Annotated in this window: 21 protein-coding genes; 1 reads left to right on the plus strand and 20 read right to left on the minus strand. The window is 64.9% G+C overall.

Annotated elements, in window-relative coordinates:
• Positions 1-4 precede the first annotated feature (4 nt).
• The 15 genes from smpB to Q5923_RS09115 form a co-directional block, all read right to left on the minus strand.
• Positions 5-481: an SsrA-binding protein SmpB gene (smpB, locus tag Q5923_RS09045; RefSeq protein ID WP_062529317.1), complete on the minus strand. Its 477-nt coding sequence runs from the start codon at positions 479-481 to the stop codon at positions 5-7.
• On the minus strand, positions 465-1,325 hold the full coding sequence (locus Q5923_RS09050; protein WP_303133587.1) for a hypothetical protein: 861 nt from the start codon (positions 1,323-1,325) through the stop codon (positions 465-467). The genes smpB and Q5923_RS09050 overlap by 17 nt, the downstream gene beginning before the upstream one ends.
• Positions 1,326-1,383: 58 nt before the next feature.
• A complete protein-coding gene (locus tag Q5923_RS09055; RefSeq protein WP_062529312.1) occupies positions 1,384-3,429 on the minus strand; it encodes a ribonuclease R family protein in 2,046 nt (681 codons plus the stop codon).
• Positions 3,430-3,520: 91 nt separating this feature from the next.
• Positions 3,521-4,447 carry a permease-like cell division protein FtsX gene (ftsX, locus tag Q5923_RS09060; protein ID WP_009278158.1) on the minus strand — a complete coding sequence of 309 codons (927 nt, stop codon included), beginning with the start codon at positions 4,445-4,447 and terminating at the stop codon, positions 3,521-3,523.
• On the minus strand, positions 4,434-5,498 hold the full coding sequence (ftsE, locus tag Q5923_RS09065) for a cell division ATP-binding protein FtsE (protein WP_062529309.1): 1,065 nt from the start codon (positions 5,496-5,498) through the stop codon (positions 4,434-4,436). Before ftsE ends, ftsX begins: the two co-directional genes overlap by 14 nt.
• A 165-nt stretch (positions 5,499-5,663) precedes the next feature.
• Positions 5,664-6,605, minus strand: coding sequence for a transketolase family protein (locus Q5923_RS09070; protein WP_062529307.1), 942 nt, complete (start codon positions 6,603-6,605; stop codon positions 5,664-5,666).
• A gap of 3 nt (positions 6,606-6,608) precedes the next feature.
• Positions 6,609-7,427 carry a transketolase gene (locus Q5923_RS09075; RefSeq protein WP_303133591.1) on the minus strand — a complete coding sequence of 273 codons (819 nt, stop codon included), beginning with the start codon at positions 7,425-7,427 and terminating at the stop codon, positions 6,609-6,611.
• Positions 7,428-7,530: 103 nt separating this feature from the next.
• Positions 7,531-8,214 carry a transaldolase family protein gene (locus Q5923_RS09080; protein ID WP_009278162.1) on the minus strand — a complete coding sequence of 228 codons (684 nt, stop codon included), beginning with the start codon at positions 8,212-8,214 and terminating at the stop codon, positions 7,531-7,533.
• Between the two features lie 89 nt (positions 8,215-8,303).
• A complete protein-coding gene (locus Q5923_RS09085) occupies positions 8,304-9,164 on the minus strand; it encodes an L-ribulose-5-phosphate 3-epimerase (RefSeq protein WP_303133593.1) in 861 nt (286 codons plus the stop codon).
• Between the two features lie 72 nt (positions 9,165-9,236).
• Positions 9,237-9,953, minus strand: a complete 717-nt coding sequence (locus Q5923_RS09090; RefSeq protein WP_197414893.1) for an L-ribulose-5-phosphate 4-epimerase — start codon at positions 9,951-9,953, stop codon at positions 9,237-9,239.
• A 218-nt stretch (positions 9,954-10,171) separates the two neighbouring features.
• The gene (ulaG, locus tag Q5923_RS09095) at positions 10,172-11,290 is read right to left on the minus strand and encodes an L-ascorbate 6-phosphate lactonase (RefSeq protein WP_062529303.1); all 1,119 of its coding nucleotides are present in this window, start codon (positions 11,288-11,290) and stop codon (positions 10,172-10,174) included.
• A gap of 64 nt (positions 11,291-11,354) precedes the next feature.
• Complete coding sequence (locus Q5923_RS09100) at positions 11,355-12,416, minus strand: hypothetical protein (protein WP_062529301.1); 1,062 nt, start codon at positions 12,414-12,416, stop codon at positions 11,355-11,357.
• Between the two features lie 39 nt (positions 12,417-12,455).
• Positions 12,456-12,767, minus strand: coding sequence for a PTS sugar transporter subunit IIB (locus Q5923_RS09105; protein ID WP_062529299.1), 312 nt, complete (start codon positions 12,765-12,767; stop codon positions 12,456-12,458).
• A 112-nt stretch (positions 12,768-12,879) separates the two neighbouring features.
• Positions 12,880-14,493: a PTS ascorbate transporter subunit IIC gene (locus Q5923_RS09110; protein WP_062529298.1), complete on the minus strand. Its 1,614-nt coding sequence runs from the start codon at positions 14,491-14,493 to the stop codon at positions 12,880-12,882.
• A gap of 47 nt (positions 14,494-14,540) precedes the next feature.
• Positions 14,541-15,005 carry a PTS sugar transporter subunit IIA gene (locus Q5923_RS09115; protein ID WP_062529296.1) on the minus strand — a complete coding sequence of 155 codons (465 nt, stop codon included), beginning with the start codon at positions 15,003-15,005 and terminating at the stop codon, positions 14,541-14,543.
• Positions 15,006-15,470: 465 nt separating this feature from the next.
• Between Q5923_RS09115 and Q5923_RS09120 the strand changes: the two genes are divergently transcribed.
• Positions 15,471-16,244, plus strand: a complete 774-nt coding sequence (locus tag Q5923_RS09120; protein ID WP_062529294.1) for a DeoR/GlpR family DNA-binding transcription regulator — start codon at positions 15,471-15,473, stop codon at positions 16,242-16,244.
• 110 nt (positions 16,245-16,354) lie between these two features.
• On the opposite strand, the gene Q5923_RS09125 is transcribed toward Q5923_RS09120, so the two are convergent.
• From Q5923_RS09125 to secA, 5 genes are all read right to left on the minus strand, one after another.
• Positions 16,355-16,654 carry a PTS sugar transporter subunit IIB gene (locus Q5923_RS09125; RefSeq protein WP_062529292.1) on the minus strand — a complete coding sequence of 100 codons (300 nt, stop codon included), beginning with the start codon at positions 16,652-16,654 and terminating at the stop codon, positions 16,355-16,357.
• Complete coding sequence (locus Q5923_RS09130) at positions 16,654-17,109, minus strand: PTS sugar transporter subunit IIA (protein ID WP_009278167.1); 456 nt, start codon at positions 17,107-17,109, stop codon at positions 16,654-16,656. The genes Q5923_RS09125 and Q5923_RS09130 overlap by 1 nt, the downstream gene beginning before the upstream one ends.
• Before the next feature lie 128 nt (positions 17,110-17,237).
• Positions 17,238-18,116, minus strand: a complete 879-nt coding sequence (locus Q5923_RS09135; RefSeq protein ID WP_303133596.1) for a YitT family protein — start codon at positions 18,114-18,116, stop codon at positions 17,238-17,240.
• Positions 18,113-19,228: a peptide chain release factor 2 gene (prfB, locus tag Q5923_RS09140; RefSeq protein WP_062529288.1), complete on the minus strand. Its 1,116-nt coding sequence runs from the start codon at positions 19,226-19,228 to the stop codon at positions 18,113-18,115. The genes Q5923_RS09135 and prfB overlap by 4 nt, the downstream gene beginning before the upstream one ends.
• On the minus strand, positions 19,229-21,958 hold the full coding sequence (gene secA, locus Q5923_RS09145) for a preprotein translocase subunit SecA (protein WP_303133598.1): 2,730 nt from the start codon (positions 21,956-21,958) through the stop codon (positions 19,229-19,231).
• Positions 21,959-22,062 lie beyond the last annotated feature (104 nt).

The raw sequence follows: 22,062 nt of genomic DNA on the forward strand, positions 1-22,062 counted from the left end.
CTTGCTAGCGGCTGCGCTCCTTGAGGGCGCGCTGTATGTCGCGGTCCGTCTGCTTCTTGGCGAGGTCGACCCTCTTGTCATAGAGCTTCTTGCCGCGCCCTAGGCCGAGCTGCAGCTTGACCCGATTGTGCTCGTCGAAGTAGAGCTCCAGGGGCACGATGGCCTGGCCCTTGGTGCGGAGCTTGCCGTCCAGGAAGTCAATCTGCCTGCGGTGCATGAGCAGGCGCCTCCTGCGATCGGGGTCCACGTTCCACACCCCCCCGTTGGAGTAGGGGTGGATGTGCATCCCCACCAGGAAGAGCTCTCCCCCACGGATGATGCAGAAGGAGTCCGTGATCTGGGCCGAGCGCTCGCGCAGGCTCTTGACCTCGGTGCCCGTGAGCTCGACGCCGGCCTCCCAAGTCTGGTCGATGAAGTAGTCATGCCAGGCGGTGCGGTTCTTCGAGATGGTCTTCTTCTGGCGCCTAGTAGGAGCTGGCATTGCCGTCGCCCCCCTCCTCGTCCTCGGCGCGGATCAGCCTGAACAGCTCCATGGCGGCCTCCTCGCCCACCAAATCGCGGGCGCGGAGGGTGAGCTGGGCCGCCGTGTCGCGCTGGCCGAGGTCCGCCGCGTCGGTGGCGCACATGAGCAGGCAGACTGCCACCTCCGCGTTGGCGCCGTCGGGCAGACCCTCGGCGGAGAGGAGCTCCCCGGCCTGCTCGTCGCTTACCAGGTCGGGGTCGTGGTCGGTGCCGGCAGCCTGGTCGAGGGCGGCGTCAAGCGAGTCGTCCCGCACGTCGAGCCTGCGTGCGGCGCGCAAGGCGGACGCGGCAGCGAGGGGCTTGTCCTGCGCCACGAAGTAGCCCACGAAGTTGAGGAAGGCCCGTGCGAGGTGGCGCGCGTCACTCGCGCGCTCGAAGACAGAGTAGCTCAGGGCGAGGAACTCCTGGACGTTACCGTCTATGCGGAAGAGGTCCGCCAGGTTGAGGCGGTACTCGCAGCCCATGGGGTTCCAGCGAACCGCATGCTTGAGGGCCTCCGTCGCCATGGCGTAGTCGCCCTCGTGGATGCAGGCGAGGGCGAGGTCCGCGTACAGGCGGTCGAGGGGCTCGCCCACGTCGCGCAGCTCGCGCGGGTCGTCCTCCACGCGACGGTACGCGAGACGCTCGAAGAGCGTGGGGAAGCTGAACCATTGCAGCTCGTCGGTGGTGGGGCAGTTGCGGTCGACGTACTCCTCCGCGTCTTCCGCAAGGCGCGCGAGCAGCTCCTGCGCCTGCCCTGCCTGTCCCTGCACCAGCAGGCCCTCAGCCCGCAGCAGCTCGTCGGTCATGCTCGTCTGGCTCACGTCGGCTCCTTCTTGGGGAAGGCCCCCTCGTCCCGTGTCTAGGGTCATAGACTACCCGTTAGCGCCCCTCCGTTGCACGCGGCCCGCCGCCGGCCAGGGCGAAGTCGATCTGCCCTCGCGAGGGCTTCGTCCCCGTCACGGTGACGGCAACGCGCATGCCGGGCCTCCAGACGCGCCCGCTCTCCTCGCCCGTGAGCGTGAGCAGCTCCTGGTCGAACGAGAACCACTCGTCGCCCAGCTCCCGCGCGGGCAGCAGTCCCTCCGCGCAGCTCTGGTCCAGCATCACGAAGAGCCCGTAGCGCTCGCAGCCCACCACGACGCCCGAGAAGTCCTGGCCCACCTTGTCGGAGAACAGCTGGGCCATCTTGACCTTCTGGGAGTCGCGCTCCGCGGCGTCCGCCACGCGTTCCCGCTCGGAGCAGCTCCGGCAGATCTGGGGGAGCTCGCGCTCCATCTGTGCGACGTCGAGGCCCGCCCTCGCCCCAGCGAGGAGGGCCTTGAGGCTGCGATGTACCACGAGGTCGGGATAACGCCTGATGGGAGAGGTGAAGTGGCAGTACGCGGGGGCGCCCAGGGCGTAGTGGCCGTCATTGTGAGGAAGGTACACGGCCCTGCGCTGCGCGCGAAGGAGCACCGCGTTGGCCAGCACCTCCGCCGTAGTGCCACGCGCCGCGTCCAGCACCACCTGGATAGCGTGCGGGTCTGCGGCAAGGAGCCCGGCGACCTCCTCGGCATGCACCAGGCCGAGCTCGCGCAGGATGGGCAGGGCGGCGGCGAGGTCCTCGTGGGTGGGTTGCTCGTGCACGCGATATGCCGTCGCAATGCCACCTGAAGAGAGCATGTCCGCCACGGCCTCGTTGGCGAGGAGCATGGCCTCCTCCACCAGGGCCGTGGCGCGCGTGCGGGCGCGCACGCGGACGCCGGTGGGATGCCCTCCCTGGTCGAGGGTCACCTTCGCCTCGCGCGTCTGGAAGTCGATGGCACCGCGCTCGCGCCTCCGCTCGACCCTTAGGCGGGCAATCTGGTCGAGCACCCCGAGGGATTCGACTATGGCCACCTGGTCCCCCCGTACAGCAGGGAGGTCATCCGCAGAGATCCTCCCCTCCAGGAGGGCGTCGACCTCGTCGTAGCTCAACCGTGCCCTGGAGCGGACGGCGGAGCAGCAGGCCTCTGTCGCACGAGGCTCTCCCCTCTCGTCAAGCGAGACGAACACGCTCATGGCGAGCCGGTCCTCGTCTGGGCGCAGGGAGCAGAAGCCGTTGCAGAGGCGCTCCGGAAGCATGGGGAGGACTCGGTCGGCGAGGTAGCAGGAGCAGCCCCGCTGCCTCGCCTCCACGTCCATGGAACTGTTCCACCGCACGTAGTGGGACACGTCGGCGATGTGGACCTCGAGCTCGAAGCCATCGGGCGTCCTGCGCGCTCCGACGGCGTCGTCGAAGTCGCGTGCGTCCGCCGGGTCAATAGTCACGGTGACGTGCGAGCGCAGGTCCCGCCTGCGGCGGTCGGACGCAAGCGCGCCGTCGACGTCCAGGGAGAGCGACTCGGCCTCGCGCAGTGCGACTTCGGGGAAGCTCGTCGCCAGGCCGTGCGAGGCGATCACCGCCTCCATGTCCAGGTCGAGCTCCTGGGCGGAGCCAACCCTGCGGGCTATGGTCACGACCCCGGCGGCATGGCGACTGGGATACTCGAGTATGCGCGCCTCGACCACGTCCCCCTGCCCCACGCCCAGCCGACGCGCGCTCTGGTCCTGCGGGAGGACGAAGAAGTCGTGGGTGATGCGCCCGTCCAGGGGAAGGACGACGCCCAGGGGGTCGGCCTCCTCGTAGCTGCCCAGGAACTCGTTGCGCGCGCGGGCAACGACGCCCTGCACGTACGCCACGCGCTCTTTGCTCCCGTGCCCGCGGGCCAGGCTCAGCCGGACCTCGTCCCCGTCCATGCCCTCGCGGAGTCCTCCCCTCGCCACGACGAAGTCCCCCTCTGCGGTATGCACGGTGGCGAGCCCGGGGCGCACCACCCTGAGCGTGCCGGTGAGAAGGGCCTTCGGCTTGCGGACGCCGGTGCCTCTCCCCCGCCGCCCGGAACCATGCGAATGCCTGACGGACATGGAACCTCCCTATGAGACGGGCGGCGCAACCCGAAGGCCACGCCGCCCAGACGAGCTCATGCGCGGACAGCGCCCGCGGTTCGATTGCCGGCTAGACCCTGAGGAAGCGCCTCATGGCGATGGCCGAGCCAAAGAGGCCCAGCACCAGCCCGGCGACGAGCAAGGCCCCGTAGGTGGTGAGCATCACGTTGAGGGGCAGGTTGAACGAGAGGAACTGCAGGCTGTTCTGGAGCTTGGGGAGCACGACCTGGGACCCCAGCTGCAGGACGGCGATGGCCAGGAGGGAACCGATGAGCGCCTCGAGCATGCCCTCTGCCAGGAAGGGCCCGCGGATGAAGCCGTTGGAGGCGCCAACCAGACGCATGATGGCAATCTCGCGCCTGCGGGCGGCGATGGCCAGACGAATGGTGTTGTTGATGAACACGAAGGCGATGAACGCCAGCAGCAGAACCAGGACCGCCACGCCGACGCGCAGGTAGTAGGTCACGCTGAAGAGGCGTTCGACCGTCTCGCGGCCGTACTGCACGGAGGACGAAGGGTCGTTGGCGTCGTCCGCCACGCCCTTGAAGTCAGCGTCGCCCGAGAGCTGGGTGGCCACGGACTCGACCTCCTGGGGGTTGGTGAGGGTGATGACCAACGAGGCGGGGACGGGGTTCTCGCCGTCGAGGGCCGCAACGGCATCGCTGGCGTTGCGATTGCTCATGGTCTGCTTGTATTCCTCCAGCGCCTGGTCCTTGCTCTTGTACGAGACGGACTCGACGTTGTCCCAGCCCTGGACCTTCCTCTGCAGGGCGTCCACCGCCGACTTGTCGGCGGAGTCGTTGAGGAAAGCCTGGATGGTGACCTGGTCCTCGACGCTGCCCACGAGGTTGTTGATGAGCGCTGAGCCCATCACGAACAGCCCGATGACGAAGAGCGAGAGGAAGATGGTGACGATGGCCCCCAGCACGGTGGACCAGTTCCTACGGAAGTGCCTTCCCGCCTCGCGCAGGGAGTAGCCGATGTTAGATGGCGCCATAGTAGCCGTAGCCTCCCCTCTCCTGGTCGCGCACGACGTGGCCGGCCTCAAGGGCCAGGACGCGCTTGCGCATGGAATCGACCATCTCGCGGTCATGGGTCGCCATGACGACGGTGGTTCCGGTGCGGTTGATGCGGTCGAGCAGCTTCATGATGCCCAGCGAGATGGCGGGGTCCAGGTTGCCCGTGGGCTCGTCGCAGACGAGCAGGGGAGGCCTGTTGACCATGGCACGGGCGACGGAGACGCGCTGCTGCTCTCCGCCCGAGAGCTGGTCGGGGTAGTTGTCCATCTTCTCGGCCAGTCCGACGAGGCGAAGCACCTCGGGCACCTGGGCCTTGATGACGGAGCGGGGCTTGCCGATGCACTCCAGCGCGAACGAGACGTTCTCGTACACGGTCTTGTCGGGCAGGAGCTTGAAGTCCTGGTACACCGTGCCGATCTGGCGGCGGAGGTACGGGACCTTGCCGTTGCGCATGCGCGTGAGCTCCTGACCGGCGACCATGACCTTGCCCTTGGTGGCGCGAAGCTCGCGCGTGAGGAGCTTGAGGAAGGTGGACTTGCCGGAGCCGGAGTGACCCACGACGAAGACGAACTCGCCAGGATAGATGTCCAGGCTGACGTCATCGAGGGCGGGCTTGTTGGGCTGGGCGGGGTAGATCAGTGTGACGTTTCTGAGCGAGATGGTGGGGGTCCCCGTACGCGCGACCACGGGGGCGTTGGAACCATCAATGGGGGCGAACACGCTGGTGAAGCCAGGCTGGGCGGGAGCCTGCGCCTCGTCCTCGCGCACGGTCAGGCCGGCGGCGGAAGCCCCTGCCTGCTGAGGCTCGGGTGCTCGGGGCGCCTCGGCTACCGACTGCTCGGGCATGGTGTTCTGGTCCTCTTCGGGAGCCGGCGCCACGTGGCGCGGCTCCGGCTGGGGGGCGGCGTCCTGCGCGGGCTCCTCGCCCGTCACGTCCGCACCCACCTCAGGGACCTGCGAGTCGGCGGGAGCCTGCTGCTCCAGCTCCTCGTCCCCCTGTCGCTCGCTGCTGCGAAAGTGGTTGGCCACAAGAGCTCCTTTTTCTACGTAGCGAAAACTGACAGATTCCGGTGCATTTTAGCAAATGGCCCCAAAGCCGCAGCTTAGGGGCCAGCCACCGCACATATAAAGCACGCTGTGGCCCCGACCCCTAGGGGCGCGGGACTACAGCCATGCCCATATGGCAGTCAGCTCCTAGTGGAGGAACTCCTCGACCTCGGCCTGGATGCCCCTTGCGTCCAGGCCATACTTGGCCAGCAGGTCCAACGCGGGTCCGGACTCGCCGAAGACGTCACGCACGCCGACCTTACGGACGGGCGTGGGGCAGCTCTCGCCGAGCGCGTCGCAGACGGCGCTGCCCAGCCCGCCGATGACGGAGTGCTCCTCCACGGTGACGACCCTGCCAGTCTTCCTGGCCGAGGCGATGACGGTCTCCTCGTCGAGGGGCTTGATGGTGTGGATGTTCACGACCTCGGCGCTGACGCCCCTCTCCGCGAGCGCCTCGGCCGCCTCGAGCGAGGCGGCGACCATGAGGCCGCAGGCGACGATGGTGACGTCCGTCCCCTCTCGCTCGACGATGCCCTTCCCCAGCTCGAACTCGTAGCTGGCGGGGTCGTGGAAGACGGGGCCGGCGAGGCGCCCGAAGCGCATGTAGACGGGACCGTCCAGCTCGTAGGCGGCGCGGACGACCGCGCGCGCCTCGACGTCGTCGGAGGGGACGACCACAGTCATGCCGGGGATGGTGCGCATGAGGGCGATGTCCTCGTTGCACTGATGCGTGGCACCATCCTCGCCCACCGAGATGCCGGCGTGCGTGGCGCCGATCTTGACGTTGAGGTGGGGGTAGCCGATGGAGTTGCGCACCTGCTCGAAGGCGCGGCCGGCGGCGAACATCGCGAAGGTGCTCGCGAAGGCGACGCGCCCGGTGGTGGCGATGCCGGCCGACACGCCCATGAGGTTGCCCTCGGCGATGCCCACGTCGAAGAAGCGGTCGGGGTAGGCCGCCTTGAACTTGCCCGTCTGGGTGGCGGCCGCGAGGTCCGCGTCCAGGACCACGAAGTCGTCGTGCTCCGCGCCCAGCTCGACGAGGGCCTCGCCGTAGCTCTGGCGCGTGGCGATCATCTTGGTGTCTGCCATCTGCTATGCCTCCTCGAGTTCTGCCATGGCCTGCGCGTACTGCTCGTCGTTGGGGGCCTTGCCGTGCCAGCCCACCTGGTTCTCCATGAACGAGACACCCTTGCCCTTCACGGTGTGGGCGACGACGCAGCTGGGAGAGCCCTTGGTCTGGCGTGCCTCGGCGAAGGCGGCGCGCAGCTGGTCGAAGTCGTTGCCGTCGGAGACCTCGATCACGTGGAAGTTGAAGGCGCGGAACTTGTCGGCGATGGGCTGGGCGGAGTTGACCTCCTCGATGGTCCCGTCGATCTGGAGCCCGTTGTTGTCGACGACCAGGCAGAGGTTGTCGAGCTGGTGGTTGCCGGCGAACATCGCGGCCTCCCAGACCTGGCCCTCCTCGATCTCTCCGTCACCCAGCAGGCAGTAGGTGCGGTAGGAGTCGCCCCAGTGCTTCGCCGCCAGCGCCATGCCCACCGCGGCCGAGACGCCCTGGCCCAGCGAGCCGGTGGTCATGTCGACGCCGGGGGTGTCGTTCATGTTGGGATGGCCCTGCAGGTGGGAACCGATGTGGCGCAGGGTCTCGAGGTCCCCCGTGGGGAAGAAGCCCCTCTGCGCGAGCGTGGCATAGAGGCCCGGCGCGCAGTGGCCCTTGGAGAGGACGAAGCGGTCGCGGCTGGCCTTGCGGGGGTCGGCGGGGTCGACGTCCATCTTCTCGAAGTAGAGGTAGGTGAAGATCTCGGTCGCGGAGAGCGACCCACCGGGGTGGCCCGACTTGGCGGCGTGCGTGCCGGTCAGGATCCCCTTGCGGACCTCCCTGGCTATGGTCTTGAGCTCGTCATTGCCCATGGCGTCTCCTTCTGTCGTCTTGTCTTGCCAAGGGGGGTGCGCCCCTCTCGGCTAAAAAAGTCCCGGCCGGCAGAGACGCCGACCGGGACCTGCTGGTGCTTTCCTACGCCTCTGCGGTGACCTTGGCCCAGTCTGCGGCAAAGAGCTCGAGGCCGCGGTCGGTGAGCGGGTGGTGCACGCACTTCTTGAGCGCGCCGAAGGGCACCGTGGCGATGTCGGCGCCAAGGAGCGCCGCCTGGGTCACGTGGTGCGGGGTGCGCACGGACGCGGTGATGATCTCTGGGCCGTCCTCCTCGTCCCAGTAGCCGTAGCTGTAGTTGTGGACGGCGTCGATCATCTCCTCCAAGTGGTCGAGGCCCTCGTCACCGATGTCGTCGAAACGGCCGACGAAGGGGCTGATGTAGCGGGCGCCGGCACGAGCCGCGAGCAGCGCCTGGGGAGCGGAGAAGACCAGGGTGCAGTTGACGCGAATCCCCTCCTTGGCCAGGGTGTGCATGGCGGGCAAGCTTGCCTCGCAGATGGGGAGCTTGACCACGATGTTGGGTGCGAGAGAGGCAAGGCGACGACCCTCGGCGATCATGTCCTCGGTGGTCTCGGCGGTGGACTCTGCCGAGACGGGCAGGCCCTCGCAGATCTGGCAGATCTTGACCATGTGGCCCTCGAAGTCGGCGAGCTTTCCGCCGGTCTTGGCATAGAGGCTCGGGTTGGTGGTCACGCCAGAGAGGCAACCCCAGGACTCCGCCTCCTTGATCTCATCGAGGTCCGCGGTATCGACGAAGAACTTCATGAAGAGCTCCTTTCGACGCGCCCGCCAACGGGCGACTTCCACCGTACTTGAGCGAAGTGGCCAGATGGCACCATATTACAAGGGATAGCCTATCCCAGCTCTTCCATCGCGGCGTCGATCTTTTCGCGGACGAACTCGGATGCATGGGCCACGTCGTCCCTCCAGGCATCGGAGCCGAGGTACCACATCTCGCAGACGTAGCGACGAACCCCCTGGGGGACGAGCTGGGAGAGGGCGCCCTCGTAGTCGGTCGTACCCTGCCCGAAGAGCATGTCACGATACTTGCCCGCCTCGGTCGCCTTCATGTGAGCCGCGAAGATGTGCCCGGCGCCAGTCGCGATGTCATCCGCGACCGACTTGCCATAGATCAGCGAGGCATTGGTCAGGTTGCCCGCGTCGGGATAGACGCCCAGGAAGGGGCTGCCCACGAGGTCGACGTAGCACATGGCCTTCTCGACCGTGTCCATGAAGGGAGTCTCCATGGTCTCGAAGCCCATCACGACGCCCGCGCTGGCCGCCATCTCGGTTGCCTTGGCCAGGTTCTCGGCGAAGTACCTCTCGGAGTCGGCGTGAGCGTCCTCCTCGTAGTAGGCGTCGTAACCGGCCAGCTGGATGATGTGCAGGCCGAGGTCGCAGGCGAGGTCGAGCGCCTTGTCCATCATGACCAGGGCGTACTCGCGCTTCTTGGGGTCCTTTGCCCCGAGGGGCCACTTGCGGTGGCCCGAGAGGCACATGGAGCCCAGGGGCACGCCCGTGTTGCGCATGGCCTCGACCACCGCGCCCCTCTCCGCAGCAGTCCAGTCCAGGCGTGCCTGGCGGGCGTCGGACTCGTCGACCGAGATCTCCATGTAGTCGAACCCGGCCTCGGCAGTCACCTGGAGACGCTCCTCCCAGCTCAGGTCCTGGGGGGTCGCCTTCTCGTACAGTCCCAGCTCGTAGCTCTTGCCCATGGGGCTCCCTTCGTAGCGCCGCGGGACGGAGGCCCAGCCCCGCGGCCGGATGACATGCCCTTGCGCGACGCCCTACTTCCCCTGGCCGTAGTAGGCGTTGGGGCCGTGCTTGCGCATGTAGTGCTTGTCGAGCAGATACTGCGGGGCCTCTGCCTCCTTGACCGGCTTGCCCATCACGCCGCAGAGGGTCTCGGTGCGCAGGCCCATGAGCGCCGTCTCTTCCATCACCTTGGCGTGGTAGACAGCCTGCGCCGCGTCCTTGCCCCAGCTGAAGGGTCCATGGTTGCGCACGAGGCAGCCAGGCTGGGCGATGGGGTCCAGGGCCTCGAAGCCCTCGGCGATGACCTTGCCGGTGTTGAGCTCGTAGGCCTCCTCGATCTCTTCCTTGGTGAGGCCCCTCATGCAGGGGATGGAGCCATAGAAGTAGTCGGCCTGCGTGGTGCCGTAGCAGGGGATGGAACGACCGGCCTGGGCCCAGGCCACGGCGCAGTTTGAGTGGGTGTGGACGATGCCACCGACCTTGTCTCCCCAGGCCCTGTAGAGGTAGGCGTGAGTGGGCGTGTCGGAGGAGGGGTTGAGCTCGCCCTCCACCACCTTGCCGTCGAGGTCACAGATCACGAGCTTGTCGGGCGAGAGCTCGTCGTAGTCGACGCCGGAGGGCTTGATGACGAACAGGCCGCTCTCGCGGTCGAGCTCGGAGGCGTTGCCCCAGGTGAACACGACCAGTCCATACTTGGGAAGGTCCATGTTGGCCTCGTAGACCTTCTCGCGCAGTTCCTTGAGCATCATAGTGACCCCTCTCGTCGTGTTCCATGCTTCCGGCCGTCGCGACGACGGCCCTCGTGGATGACTCAATTCTAGCGCGGGGAGACCTGCAGCCGCGAAGCTTCCCGAGCCGCGCCATGGGCCGCGGACGTCAGCCGGACCATTCCTAAGACGAGGGCCCCGGACGCGGCTCGCGCACGTCCGGGGCCCAACGTCATGGCTTGTCGCCTACGCTGCCATGCCTACAGGACCGAGCGGAACGGCACGTTGGGCTCGTGGTCGAAGCAGTCGTGGAAGCCGCGATCGTACATGTACTCCTTCTTGTCCTTGTCGAGGGGGTACGTGTAGTCACCGCCGACCCGCCAGTAGTAGGGATGGAAGGTATAGTTCAGGCGATCCTTGCGCATCTGGTACAGGACCTCGATCTCGCGCTGGTCGGCCATGAAGTTGGTCCAGACGTCCCAGTGGATGGGAATGACGACCTTGGCCTGCAGGGCCTCGGCCATGCGCAGGATGTCGGAGGCCTCCATCTTGTCCTGCATGCCGAGCGGGTTGCAGCCAAAGGACCCAAAGGCCACGTCGACGCCACCGTACTCCTTCATGATGTCCTTGCCGTGCTTGGCGAAGTAGATGGAGTAGTGGGAGTCGCCGCTGTGGTAGATGTTGCCACCGGGGGTCACGAGCAGGTAGTTGACGGCTTTCTCGTCCATGTCCATCGGGCACTTGCCCCAGAGGTCCTCGCGGTCGGGGCCAGTGGAGTCGGTCGTGGTGATGCAGGTGCGATCGAAGGAGTCCATGACGACGATCTCGAGGTCCTTGATCTTGATCTTGTCGCCGGGCTTGACGACGGTGATGCGGTCCTCGGGGACGCCCCACTTGCGCCAGAAGTCAGCGGACTTCTCGGGCCCGATGAACGGCACGGGAATCTCGTTGCCGTTCTCGTCCGTGGTGGTCATGCCGGACTGGATGACATGCGCGGCCCACTCCTTGGACATGTGGTCCTGGTGGTAATGGGTGGCCAAGACGGCGTCCACGTGGTGGAAGCCGAAGGGGTCGAAGACATAGGGGATGTTGCGCAGGTTGGGCTGCATGGCACGGCAGCCGGCCATGTTGGCCATCTGGTGGCCGACCTTCATCTTGCCGTCGCCGTGGGTGCGCTTGCCGTTGCCCGTCCACAGGTCAATGGTGATGTTGGCGTTACCGGGGGTCTTGACCCACATGCCGGTGCAGCCGAGCCACCACATCTTGACGTTGCCCTCGGGAACGACTGCGTTCTCGATGTCCTCGTTGAGCCAGGTCCCCCACTCGGGGAAGGTGCTCATGATCCAACCCTCGCGAGTGACGTCGTCGATTGCGGACATTCTTACCTCCTTGTTGTGTGTATGCCACCCAGCGATTGGCCGGGTGGCATGGTTGGGCGTGACGCTAGGCGCGCACGGTGTAGAGCGCGGCCTCGTCCGTCTCGCGGTTGGTGGAGATGATGTGGTCCACGCCCTCGGAGTCCCTGAAGACCCAGCAGTTCGCGGGCCCACGGTCGTGGTCGATGACTTCGACCTCGTACTCGCCGTCCTCGAAGTGGAGCCTGAGGAGGTCGCGCTCGTCCTTGCGGTTGCCGATGACGGCGCACTTGCTACCGCAGAGGTCACCCGACCAGATGGCGTGGAGGAAGCCGCGCTTCTGGGGGTCAGTCCACACGAGCTCGTACTTGTCCTCGACGTCGGTCTCGTGCCACACGGAGAGCGCGTCTCCATGGAACTTCGAGATCGTCACGATCTCGTCCTTGCCATCACCGTCCAGGTCGATGGGAGTCATGTCGCTCGTGGGTTGGACGACGAGGCACCTGACCGTCCAGTCCTCGCCGTCGCTCGCGGGCGGAACGTAGCGAAACACGCCGGCGGCAGTGCCGACGAGCGCGAAGGAGCCGTCAGGGGCGGAGTAGAAGCCGTGGTTCTGCAGCTGGTAGTCGGCGAGGCAAGTCAGCTCAAGCTGGTGCTCTTCGTCGTAGTCCTCCAGGCGCTCGGGCAGCTTCGCGACATACACGGCGCCAGGAACGAGCCAGTCGTCCTTCACCCCGTTACGACAGGCGCTCTTGATGGTGCAGGCGAAGAGCCACTTCTGGCCATCGGCACCCGTGAGCACGCCAAAGCGGTGGACGTAGGGCAGGTCGCAGATTACGGAGCGCTTCCAGCTGCCGTCAACCTGCTTGGTGTAGCTGACGATCTTGGCGTCATCGGCGCCGAAGTTGGGCGAGAAGAACTGGTAGGTCGCCATGAGCTGGTCACCGCGGCCGGGGGTCTGCATGACGGTCATGACCCCTCCAGGGCCGTCGCACACGTTCTCGTGCGCATTGCCGTCCAGGTCGAAGCGACGGATGGGGCCGTCCTTCTCGGTCGCGACCACGAAGCCCTCGAAGTCGTCGGCGTCAAACATGCCGATGGCGTAGCACTTGGGCATGTCGGTTGCCAGAATCTTCTTTTCGTAGTTCATACTGTGCAGCTCCCAGCTGTTTGGATTGGGCGAGGCGTCCTACTTGGCGAACTTCTTGTCGAGGCCGTTCTCGACGAACTTCTCCTCGACCTCCTTGTCAGAGAGGACGTTCTTCAGGGGGATGCAGACGACCTTGCCAGAGGCCTTCACGGCATCGAACATGTTCTCGAAGTTGCGGGGGAAGCAGACGACATCGAAGTTCTTGGCGGTCGAGGTGCCCTCGGCGAGGGCGCAGTGATGGACCTGAGTCACGTCCATGCCGAGCTTGTTGGCAACGCGCTCGACGGTGAGCTGCATCATCAGGGAAGTGCCGGAGCCGTTCGCGCATGCGCAGAGAATCTTTGCACCCATCGTAAAGTTCCTTTCTGTTGGTCCCACTCTTTGGATGTTGCCCCACGTGCCTGATGGCACGCGGGGCAAGGTTCCGGTCCGGCGGTTCGGCCCGTCGGACCGGAGTGAAGCCTTATGCAGAGACGGACTCGCCCTTGGCCTTGTCGCGGAGCTCGACATACTTGTCGTAGTCCTCGACCTCGAGGAAGTACGCGCTCTTGCCGTTCTCGTCCTTGGGGGCGAAGTGGTACTGGAGCTGCGGGATGGCGATGAGGATGAGAGCCACGACCGCGACGCCGGCCCAGCTGAGGTAGTGCATGATGACCGTGAACGCAGGCCACACGACCGCCCAGTCGAACATGCCCAGGTAGCCGCCGAACTGGTACATCTGGACCCAGGAGGCGATGGCGGCGGAGCCGAAGACCTGGCAGAGGCCGCAGATGAACGGAATGATCAGGCAGGCCTTCAGGCCACCCTTGTTGTTGGCATAGACGCCCAAGGTGGCGTTGTCGAAGAACAGGGGCACGAAGCCTGCGATGACCAGCACGGGGCTCTTGGCCAGGATCAGCACCGCGATGGCGATGAACTGACCGACGGCGCCGGCCATGAAGCCCAGGGTCACGGCGTTGGTGGAGCCGAAGCCAAAGGTGACGGCGCAATCGACGCCGGGCACGGAGCCCTTGATGAGCTTCTGGGTGATGCCCTGGAAGGAGGCGGTGAGCTCGGCAACGAAGGTGCGGACGCCCAGCTGCAGGATGGTCAGGTACACCGCGAACTGGAAGCAGTTGTAGAGGACGTAGAAGAAGAAGTCCTTGCCGGGCTTGAGGGCGGCGTTACCGGTGAGCAGGAAGGCCTTGTCGGTCTGTGCGGGGTCGGAGAGCTTGATCAGGAACTCGGGCCCGATGACGCACAGGATGATGCCGAAGAAGAGCGTCATGAGGATGGCGGTCGAGACCATGTTCTCGTTGAACATGGAAAGCCAGCCGGGAAGCTCGATGTCCTCGAGCTTCTTGTCGAAGACGGACTCCTTGCCAGGGTTCTTGGCACGACGAGCATCGTCACGCTTCGCCATCCAGCCGGCAGCCTTGGAGGCCAGGAAGATGCCGAACATCTGCTGGTGGCCGATGGAGAAGCCGGCGCCCTCGGTAAGCTCCTGGGTCGGGCCGATGGTGATGTTGGAGCCGACGGCCCAGTAGAGGCCGAGGAGAATCGTCATGACGACCAGCGCGGGACCACTCATGAGCTGCGGGAAGCAGAACATGATGAGCCAGAGGGCGGTCGCCGCCTGCTGCACCTGGACGTTGCCAGTGGTGAAGATGGCGCGCATCTTCGTGTACTTCTTCAGGGCCACGAGGGTGATGTTGAGGATGTACGCGAAGAGAAGGAGCAGCATGTACTGTGAGATGTTGGCACCCATCAGGAAGCTGACGGAGGCGTTGCCCTCGGCAGCGGCCTTGACGCCCGCGTCGACGGCATTGTTGCCGAAGTAGGGGTCGATGACCATGGCCTGCAGGCCAAAGCGCTGGCCAAGGCCGACGGTGACGGGGCGGAACGCCGACACGAGGCCGCCAGAGCCAACCTGGAGGATCATGTAGCCGACGGAGGCCTTGATGAAGCCCGCGAGGACCTCATACCACTTCTTGCCCAGCAGGGCATAGCCCACGATGACGATGAGACCGATGATCCAGGCAGGCTGAGACAGAATGGTGCTGGCGAACCAGTTGACCGCTGCCATCAATATGTCCATTTCCTCTCCTAACTAAAAACCGGTGTTGCCTTGGGGCGTGGGGAGAATTACTCGTCCCCGGCAAGCGCGTCGATCTCGAGAAGCTCCTCGGGGCTCTGGATGTTCTTGAGCCTCTCGACCACCTCTTCGTTCGACATGATCACGGCGAGATGCTGCATGTTCTGCAGGTGGGACTCGGCATCGACGTCGCTGAGCGTAAAGAACGCCTGGGCAGTGGTGTCTGGGTCGTCCTCCGCGCCGAAGTGCACGGGCTCCTTGACGCGCATGAAGCCAATGGCGGAGCGGTTGGTTCCGACGGCGCCCTCCATGGCGTGCGGCATCGCGAGACCGGGAAGGAGGACGATGTAGGGACCATGGTCCTCGACGTTCTTGATCAGGCAGTCCGCGTACTCGGGCTCGACGCTGCCATCCGCGATCAGGGGCTTCACGCCCTCACGAAGGGCGTCCCTCCACTCGAGGGGGCCGTCGACGAGGGTGTAGCGCTTGAGCTCGTAAAGCTGGCGAAGTAGCATTTCTTGCACCCCCCTTCAGAGCACTCGTAGCTGCGCAAACGAGGGGTGGACATGGCATGCCCCTCTGCTGTCAGGAGAATTATATGCCTTTTCTGAATTTTGCCGTACCTGAATTTATGTTTTGAACGATTTTATCTTTCTTTTTTATCGTTTAAATGTTCTAATCGTTCATATATAAGGACTCCAAAGCATGTAGCTGCGATTTACCTATTTGAGAAGCTGGGACACATCCTTTGGGGGCGGGGGTAAGGCAATGGCGAGCGGCTTGTTTTTTGGGTGTGAGCGGCAACTTGAAATCTTTCGAATTACCCTTGTTTAACTGGTATTTCGCGATGATTGACCAAGCTCTTCCCTTGCACGGCATCCAATCACAGGCAGACTTCCTCGTCCAGCCTGCACTTTTTCTCGGCTTGTAGGATACTTTGATTGATTTGAACGCTTTAAGCAGTCTGAGGAGATGAGAAGATGAGCAGGAGTGGCTCCCTGGTAGACCACCGCCGCAAGGCAATCATCGACTATCTGACGGTCACCGGCAGGTGCCGCATCGCTGACCTCGCCGTGCGCTTTGGCGTCTCGCCTCTCACCATCAGGCGCGATCTCGACGAACTCGAAGGCCAGGGTGTCGTGCACCGTAGCTATGGCATCGCAGAGATCGCAGACCCCTTGGGAAGCCCCATCAGCTCGCGCATGGTCATGGCGAAGCGCAGCATTGCTCGGGCGGCAGCCCAGCTTGTGGAGGATGGCGACACGGTCTTTGTGAACACCAGCTCCACCGCGCTGGCAGTGCTCGAGCACATCAGGGCCGAGAACGTCACCATCGTCACGAACAATGGCAAAGCCCTGCAGGCACGGCCGTCCTCGTCCATCTCCGTCATCCTCACCGGCGGGGAGATTCGCCTCCCCAAATGGTCGATGGCGGGTGAGTTTGCCCTCGACAGCATCTCGAAGGTGAGCGCGGCAAAGGCGATTCTTGGCTGTTCGGGCCTCTCCGCCGAGGAGGGCCTGACGACCTTGGTTTCCCATGAGACCAGCATCAACGCCCTCATGCTCGAGCGGTCGGAGCGACACATCATCGTGGCGGACAGCGGCAAGCTAGGGGCCAACTCGAGCTTCTGCTACGGCAGCCCCTCGCAGGTCGACACTCTTGTGACGGACGCGTCCGCCAATCCTTCGCTGTTGGAGTCCCTCCTGGATGCCGGCGTTGGCACCATGATGCGCGTCGAGGTGCAGAACGACTAGGCGCCACTCCTCGTCGCACTCCTCTTGACCCCTCAACATAGGGCAGGGTCCCGATCGCAAGCAATGCGACCGGGACCCTGCGTCCACAACAAGGTTGGCCAACGGTGAAGTTACGCCTCGACGGCCTCGAGGAAGGCCTCGAGCTGCTCCTTGATCTCCTTCTTGTCCACGATGTTGCGAATACCGGCGACATGCGCGATCTTGGCGTCGGCCAAGAGCTCCTCCGCGAGGTCGCTCATGGTGATGACCAGATCCCCGTCGAAGTCCTGGATGGCATCGAGGTTGCCGGCCTCGGTCGCGATGGAATAGCCCTCCTCGTTAATGACCTGGTCGCACTTGATCTTGAGCATGGCGGAGGACCCCATGCCGGCACGGCAGCAGACCAGGGCACGATACTTGGCAGAAGACATTAGTTGCTCCTTTCCGCGTTGCGGACGGCGTCCACAACTTCCTTTGGAGAAGACGCCTCGTCGAGCACGGCGAAGAAGTCCTCGTCTGACAACAGCTCCACGAGCGACGCCAGCGCGTCCAGATGCCCGCTCGCGCTGGTGGCGCTCAGGGGGAACAGGTAGCGGACCGGGTCGTTGTCGGCACTGCCAAACTCGACCGGTTCGTCCAGGACCGTTACCCCCAGGGCGTCTTCCAGCGCACCGCACTCGGGGCGAGCGTGCGGCAGCGCGACCCGTGGCGTGACGACGAAGTAGGGACCATGTTGCTCGGCGCCCGTGATTACGTCGTCCACATACTCCTGCGTGACCGCGCCGGACTCCAGGAGGGGGGCAAGTGAGAGACGCGTCGCCTCTCGCCAGTCGGACGCCTTGACGCCCAACCTCACGTACTTCTCCTTGAGCAGGTCGAGCAGCATGGGAACACCCGCCTCATCGAATCCGAAGCAATCTTATTCATGATACCGAATGCGGGAGCACGCATCACGCGCCGTGACAGATCACCAACACCTCATGCAACCCCTCGCCCGAGAGGTGAAGGGCCCAGCTACTCCCTGAGGCTCCCAAACCCCTCGCCAAAGGCCTCGTGCACCTCGGAGACGAAGACGATCGCCTCGGGATCGATGGAGGCGACGATCTCCTTCAGCCGCATGGTCTCGGTACGGCCAAGCACGCACATGAGGACGGGGCGGTCGTTGCCGCTCCACACGCCACGTGCCTGCAGCTCGGTGCAGCCGCGACCCATGGAGTAGAGAATCTCGTTCGCAATCTTCCCGTGCAGGTCGGAGATGATGTACGCGACGCGGGCCATGTTGGGGCCGTCCACCACCACGTCCACCAACCTGCCGCCAATGTACATGGCCACGCCCGCATAGAGCGCGTTCCTGATGGAGAATACGGGGGCCGACGCGAGCACGATGGCACCGTCCACGATCACTATGAGCGTGCCCAGGGGCATGCCCGTCCTCCTGGCGATGAGCTGGGCGATGATGTCCGTTCCACCCGTGTTGCCCCCCGAGAGGAACACGATCCCCACGCCGACGCCCACGAGAACTCCGCCCCAGATTGCCGAAAGCAGGAGCTCCCCCTCCGCGAGCATGGGCAGCAGCGGCGCCAGGAGGTCGGTGAAGAAGCCCGAGACCAGCATTCCGGCGACGCTCTGTGCCACGTAGCCCTTGTCCTTCGTGGTGAGGTAGACATATCCAAGGAGCAGCGCGTTCATCACGATGGTCTGGATGCCCACGGGCAGATGGAAGCCGGCCTTGGCGGCAAGGGCCGAGGTGATGGTGGCGAGGCCCGTGAGCCCACCTGCGGCGAGGCCGTTGGGGACCTCGAAGCAGTCGATGCCGACGGCATAGACGAGGGAGCCCAGCACTATCAGCCAGGACTTCCGGAAGACGGACCTCCAGGGCGGCAGCGCGCTCATCGCCCCTCTCCCCCGCCGACGGACCAGCGGTGGTAGCCCACGACGAACTTGTCCAGGTCCCCGTCCGAGAGGACGGAGTCCACGTTGCCCGTCTCGACCCCCGTACGCAGGTCCTTGACCAGCTGATAGGGATACAGGACGTAGCTCCTGATCTGGTTGCCGAAGCCGATCTCTCGCTTGGGGCCCCTCAGCTCCTCCAGCTCCGCATCCCGCTTCGCCTTCTCCAGCTCGTAGAGACGGCTGCGCAGGATGTTCATGGCGAAGGCCTTGTTCTGGAGCTGGCTGCGCTCGTTCTGGCAGGTCACCACGGTACCGGTGGGAAGGTGCGTGATGCGCACCGCGGAGTCGGTCGTGTTCACGCCCTGGCCGCCGTGCCCAGAAGCGTGGTAGACGTCAATGCGCAGGTCGTTGGGGTCTATGTCAACCTGGACGTCCTCGGGCAGGACGGGGAGCACCTCGACGCCGGCAAAGGTGGTCTGACGGCGCTTCTTGACGTCAGTGGGAGAGATGCGCACGAGGCGATGGACGCCCTGCTCGGCGCGAAGCATCCCATAGGCATTGGTTCCGGAGACCGTGAAGGTCGCGCGGTCGAGGCCGATGACCTCCGCGTCGCTGACGTCGTTGAGCGTGACCTTCCATCCCCTGCGACCGCAGTACGCGAGGTACATGCGGAAGAGCATCCCGCACCAGTCCTGGGCCTCGAGTCCGCCCTGGCCAGGTGTCACCGTGACGATGGCGTCGCCATGGTCGAGCTCGTCAGTGAACCAGCTCGAGAGCTCGAGCTCGGACAGGTCGGCCTCGAGGGAGTCCCTGAGGCTCGCGGCCTCCTCGAACAGCTCGTCCTCGCCGGTCTCCTCGCCCAGCTCGAAGGCGGCGAGCACGTCGTCGAGGCGCTCGCGGGCGCCTGCCATGCGGTCGATGTCGTCACGCAGCCGCGTGAGGCGCGTCATGGTGCCGCCCGCCCCATCCGCGTCGTCCCAGAACCCGGGCTCCGCGCTCCTCTTCTGGAGCTCGTCGGCCTCGGCCCGCTTCTGATCGAGGTGGAGGTAGCCTTCCACCTCGTCAAGCCTGGCGGAGAGCCCTTCTATGTCGGCACGCGTAAGGTCCGCCATCTAGCGGTTCCTACCATGGCAGTTCTTGAACTTCTTGCCGCTGCCGCAGGGGCAGGGGTCGTTACGGCCCACGCCCACGTAAGGGTCGGGGTCATCCTCCTTGCGGTAGGTGCCGGGCTTTGTAGCCGCCGGAGTCGCACCATGCCTGCCGTCGGAGGCACGGGCGACGACGCTGCCGCTGCGGTCGCCGTCGACCTCGGCGGGACCCGAGAAGCTTGCCCCACGAAGGCCGTCGTCCTCGCGGGGCTCGGGCGCATGCGCGAGCTCGATGCGCAGGATGGTGCGCAGGAAGTCCTCGTACATGGTGTTCACGAGCTCGGTGAAGGCAGCGTAGGCCTCGGTCTTGTACTCCACCAGAGGGTCTCGCTGGCCAAAGCCACGCAGGCCGATACCGGTCTTGAGGTAGTCCATCTCCTGCAGGTAGGCCATCCAGCGCGTGTCGATGACGCGCAGCATCACCTGGGCGGAGAGCTCCTGCATGATGGCGTCCGACAGGCGCTCGGACTTCTGGGCATAGCATCCCGAGACGTAGTCGCACACGGCCTCGAGGACGTCCGCCCGCTCCATGTCCTCGTCGAGCTCGGGAAGGTCACTCCTCCCCGTAAGCCCCGCAACCCACTTGAGAAGCCCCTCGAAGTCCCAGTCGCTGGCGTTGATGTCCTCCGAGCAGTACAGGTCGACGTTGTGCTCCACGGTGTCCCGCAGTACCTCGGCGATATGGCCCACGAGGTCCTTGCCGTCGAGGATCTTGTTCCTCTCCTCATAGATGACCTGGCGCTGCTTGTTCATGACGTCGTCGTAGTCGAGGACGTTCTTACGCATCGAGAAGTTGATCTCCTCGACCTTGCGCTGTGCGCTCTCGACCGCCTTGGTGACCATCTTCGACTCGATGGGCATGTCGGCAGGCATGTCATACTTGGCCATCAGGGCCGCGACGTGGTCCATGCGGTCACCGCCGAAGAGGCGCATGAGGTCATCGTCAAGCGAGAGGTAGAACACGGTCTCGCCGGGATCTCCCTGACGGCCCGAACGTCCTCGCAGCTGGTTGTCGATGCGCCGGCTCTCGTGCCGCTCGGTGCCGATGACGCAGAGTCCGCCGGCCGCGACGACATGCTCGCGCTCGGTGGCGCAGATCTTCCTCGCGCGCTCGAGGGCGTCGGCACGCTGCTCCTCGGTGACCTCCTCATCGGGCACGCCCTCTTGGGCGAGGAGGTCCTCGGCGAGTGCGGTGGGATTGCCTCCCAGAAGGATGTCCGTTCCTCGTCCGGCCATGTTCGTGGCGATGGTCACGGCTCCCTCTCGGCCAGCCTGGGCCACGATCTGCGCCTCGCGCTCGTGATACTTGGCGTTGAGCACCTCGTGTCTGATGCCGCGCTTGTCCAAGATGCGGGATAGACGCTCGGAGCTCTCGATGGAAACCGTGCCGACCAGGCAGGGCTGGCCCTTTGCATGGCGTTGTGCCACGTCCTCGGCAACCGCCCTGAACTTGGCGTCGATGGTCTGGTAGACGAGGTCGTTGCCATCCACGCGAATGACGGGCTTGTTGGGCGGTATGGCCTGGACCGGCAGCTTGTAGATCTCGCGGAACTCCGCATCCTCCGTCATGGCGGTGCCCGTCATGCCCGAGAGCTTGTCATAGAGACGGAAGTAGTTCTGCAGGGTGATGGTCGCGAGGGTCTGGTTCTCCTCGCGGATCAGCACCCCCTCCTTCGCCTCGATCGCCTGGTGCAGGCCCTCCGAGTAGCGCCTGCCCTCCATGATGCGGCCGGTGAACTCGTCGACGATCTTGACCTCGCCATCGACCACGACGTACTGCTGGTCGCGATGGAACATGTACTGAGCCTTGAGCGCCTGCTGCAGGTGGTTTACCAGCTGGCCGCTCATGTCGCCATAGATGTCGTCCACGCCCAGGGCGGCCTCGACCTTCCTGAGTCCGCCTTCGGTGGTCGCGATGGTGTGCTTCGCCTCGTCCATCTCGAAGTCGACGTCCTGGACGAGCCCTCGCACGGCGCGCGCGAAGTCCTTGTAGGTGCTGGCCGACTTCGTTCCGGCACCAGAGATGATGAGCGGCGTGCGCGCCTCGTCAATCAGGATGGAGTCGACCTCGTCGACGATGGCGAAGTGGTGTCCCCGCTGCACGCGCATGCCGGGGCGGGTGACCATGTTGTCGCGCAGGTAGTCGAAGCCAAACTCCGAGTTGGTGCCATAAGTCACGTCCGCCTCGTAGGCAGGCTTCTTCAGGTCGAGCTTCATGCCGTTCTGTAGCAGGCCGACCTTCATGCCCAGGAAGCGATAGATCTGCCCCATCCACTCGCTGTCGCGCTTGGCAAGGTAGTCGTTGACCGTGACAACGTGGACGCCCTCGCCCGAGATTGCGTTGAGATAGCCCGCCAATGTCGAAACGAGCGTCTTGCCCTCGCCTGTCTTCATCTCGGCGATCATCCCGCGATGCAGGGCGATGCCGCCGATGACCTGGACATCGAAGTGGCGAAGCCCCAGGGTTCGCCCGGAGGCCTCTCTCACCGTGGCAAAGGCCTCGGGTAGCAGGTCGTCCAAGCTCTCGCCGTTGGCGTAACGCTCCCTGAAGAGCACGGTCTGACCTGCAAGCTCCTCGTCTGACAACGCGGAGACTTCTGCCTCCCTGTCATTGACCTCTCGGGCGATCTTCTCGAATTCCCTGAGCTGCTTGTCGGCGCCTCGGGAAAGGAGGCGCGAGAAAAGGTTGGGCATGGCGCTCCTTTTCGTGCGTGGAACCTTAGTTCCAAGGAAGAGTCTTCAGCTCTTTAACTTTATCAATAGCATCCGTCACGCCCGTGCCCGTTGCGTCCTCTCAC

The sequence above is a fragment of the uncultured Olsenella sp. genome, from assembly GCF_959602185.1.
In the GTDB taxonomy this organism is placed as follows: domain Bacteria; phylum Actinomycetota; class Coriobacteriia; order Coriobacteriales; family Atopobiaceae; genus Olsenella_I; species Olsenella_I phocaeensis.

Excerpts from the sequence above, each read along its gene's own strand:
- Q5923_RS09085 (WP_303133593.1), bottom strand. The coding sequence starts at position 9,164 with ATGGGCAAGAGCTACGAGCTGGGACTGTACGAGAAGGCGACCCCCCAG.
- Q5923_RS09120 (WP_062529294.1), top strand. The coding sequence starts at position 15,471 with ATGAGCAGGAGTGGCTCCCTGGTAGACCACCGCCGCAAGGCAATCATC.
- Q5923_RS09110 (WP_062529298.1), bottom strand. The coding sequence starts at position 14,493 with ATGGACATATTGATGGCAGCGGTCAACTGGTTCGCCAGCACCATTCTG.
- Q5923_RS09100 (WP_062529301.1), bottom strand. The coding sequence starts at position 12,416 with ATGAACTACGAAAAGAAGATTCTGGCAACCGACATGCCCAAGTGCTAC.
- Q5923_RS09130 (WP_009278167.1), bottom strand. The coding sequence starts at position 17,109 with ATGCTGCTCGACCTGCTCAAGGAGAAGTACGTGAGGTTGGGCGTCAAG.
- Q5923_RS09105 (WP_062529299.1), bottom strand. The coding sequence starts at position 12,767 with ATGGGTGCAAAGATTCTCTGCGCATGCGCGAACGGCTCCGGCACTTCC.
- ftsX (WP_009278158.1), bottom strand. The coding sequence starts at position 4,447 with ATGGCGCCATCTAACATCGGCTACTCCCTGCGCGAGGCGGGAAGGCAC.
- smpB (WP_062529317.1), bottom strand. The coding sequence starts at position 481 with ATGCCAGCTCCTACTAGGCGCCAGAAGAAGACCATCTCGAAGAACCGC.
- prfB (WP_062529288.1), bottom strand. The coding sequence starts at position 19,228 with ATGGCGGACCTTACGCGTGCCGACATAGAAGGGCTCTCCGCCAGGCTT.
- Q5923_RS09080 (WP_009278162.1), bottom strand. The coding sequence starts at position 8,214 with ATGAAGTTCTTCGTCGATACCGCGGACCTCGATGAGATCAAGGAGGCG.
- Q5923_RS09075 (WP_303133591.1), bottom strand. The coding sequence starts at position 7,427 with ATGGGCAATGACGAGCTCAAGACCATAGCCAGGGAGGTCCGCAAGGGG.
- Q5923_RS09055 (WP_062529312.1), bottom strand. The coding sequence starts at position 3,429 with ATGTCCGTCAGGCATTCGCATGGTTCCGGGCGGCGGGGGAGAGGCACC.
- Q5923_RS09070 (WP_062529307.1), bottom strand. The coding sequence starts at position 6,605 with ATGGCAGACACCAAGATGATCGCCACGCGCCAGAGCTACGGCGAGGCC.
- Q5923_RS09125 (WP_062529292.1), bottom strand. The coding sequence starts at position 16,654 with ATGTCTTCTGCCAAGTATCGTGCCCTGGTCTGCTGCCGTGCCGGCATG.
- Q5923_RS09115 (WP_062529296.1), bottom strand. The coding sequence starts at position 15,005 with ATGCTACTTCGCCAGCTTTACGAGCTCAAGCGCTACACCCTCGTCGAC.
- ulaG (WP_062529303.1), bottom strand. The coding sequence starts at position 11,290 with ATGTCCGCAATCGACGACGTCACTCGCGAGGGTTGGATCATGAGCACC.
- Q5923_RS09135 (WP_303133596.1), bottom strand. The coding sequence starts at position 18,116 with ATGAGCGCGCTGCCGCCCTGGAGGTCCGTCTTCCGGAAGTCCTGGCTG.
- Q5923_RS09090 (WP_197414893.1), bottom strand. The coding sequence starts at position 9,953 with ATGATGCTCAAGGAACTGCGCGAGAAGGTCTACGAGGCCAACATGGAC.
- secA (WP_303133598.1), bottom strand. The coding sequence starts at position 21,958 with ATGCCCAACCTTTTCTCGCGCCTCCTTTCCCGAGGCGCCGACAAGCAG.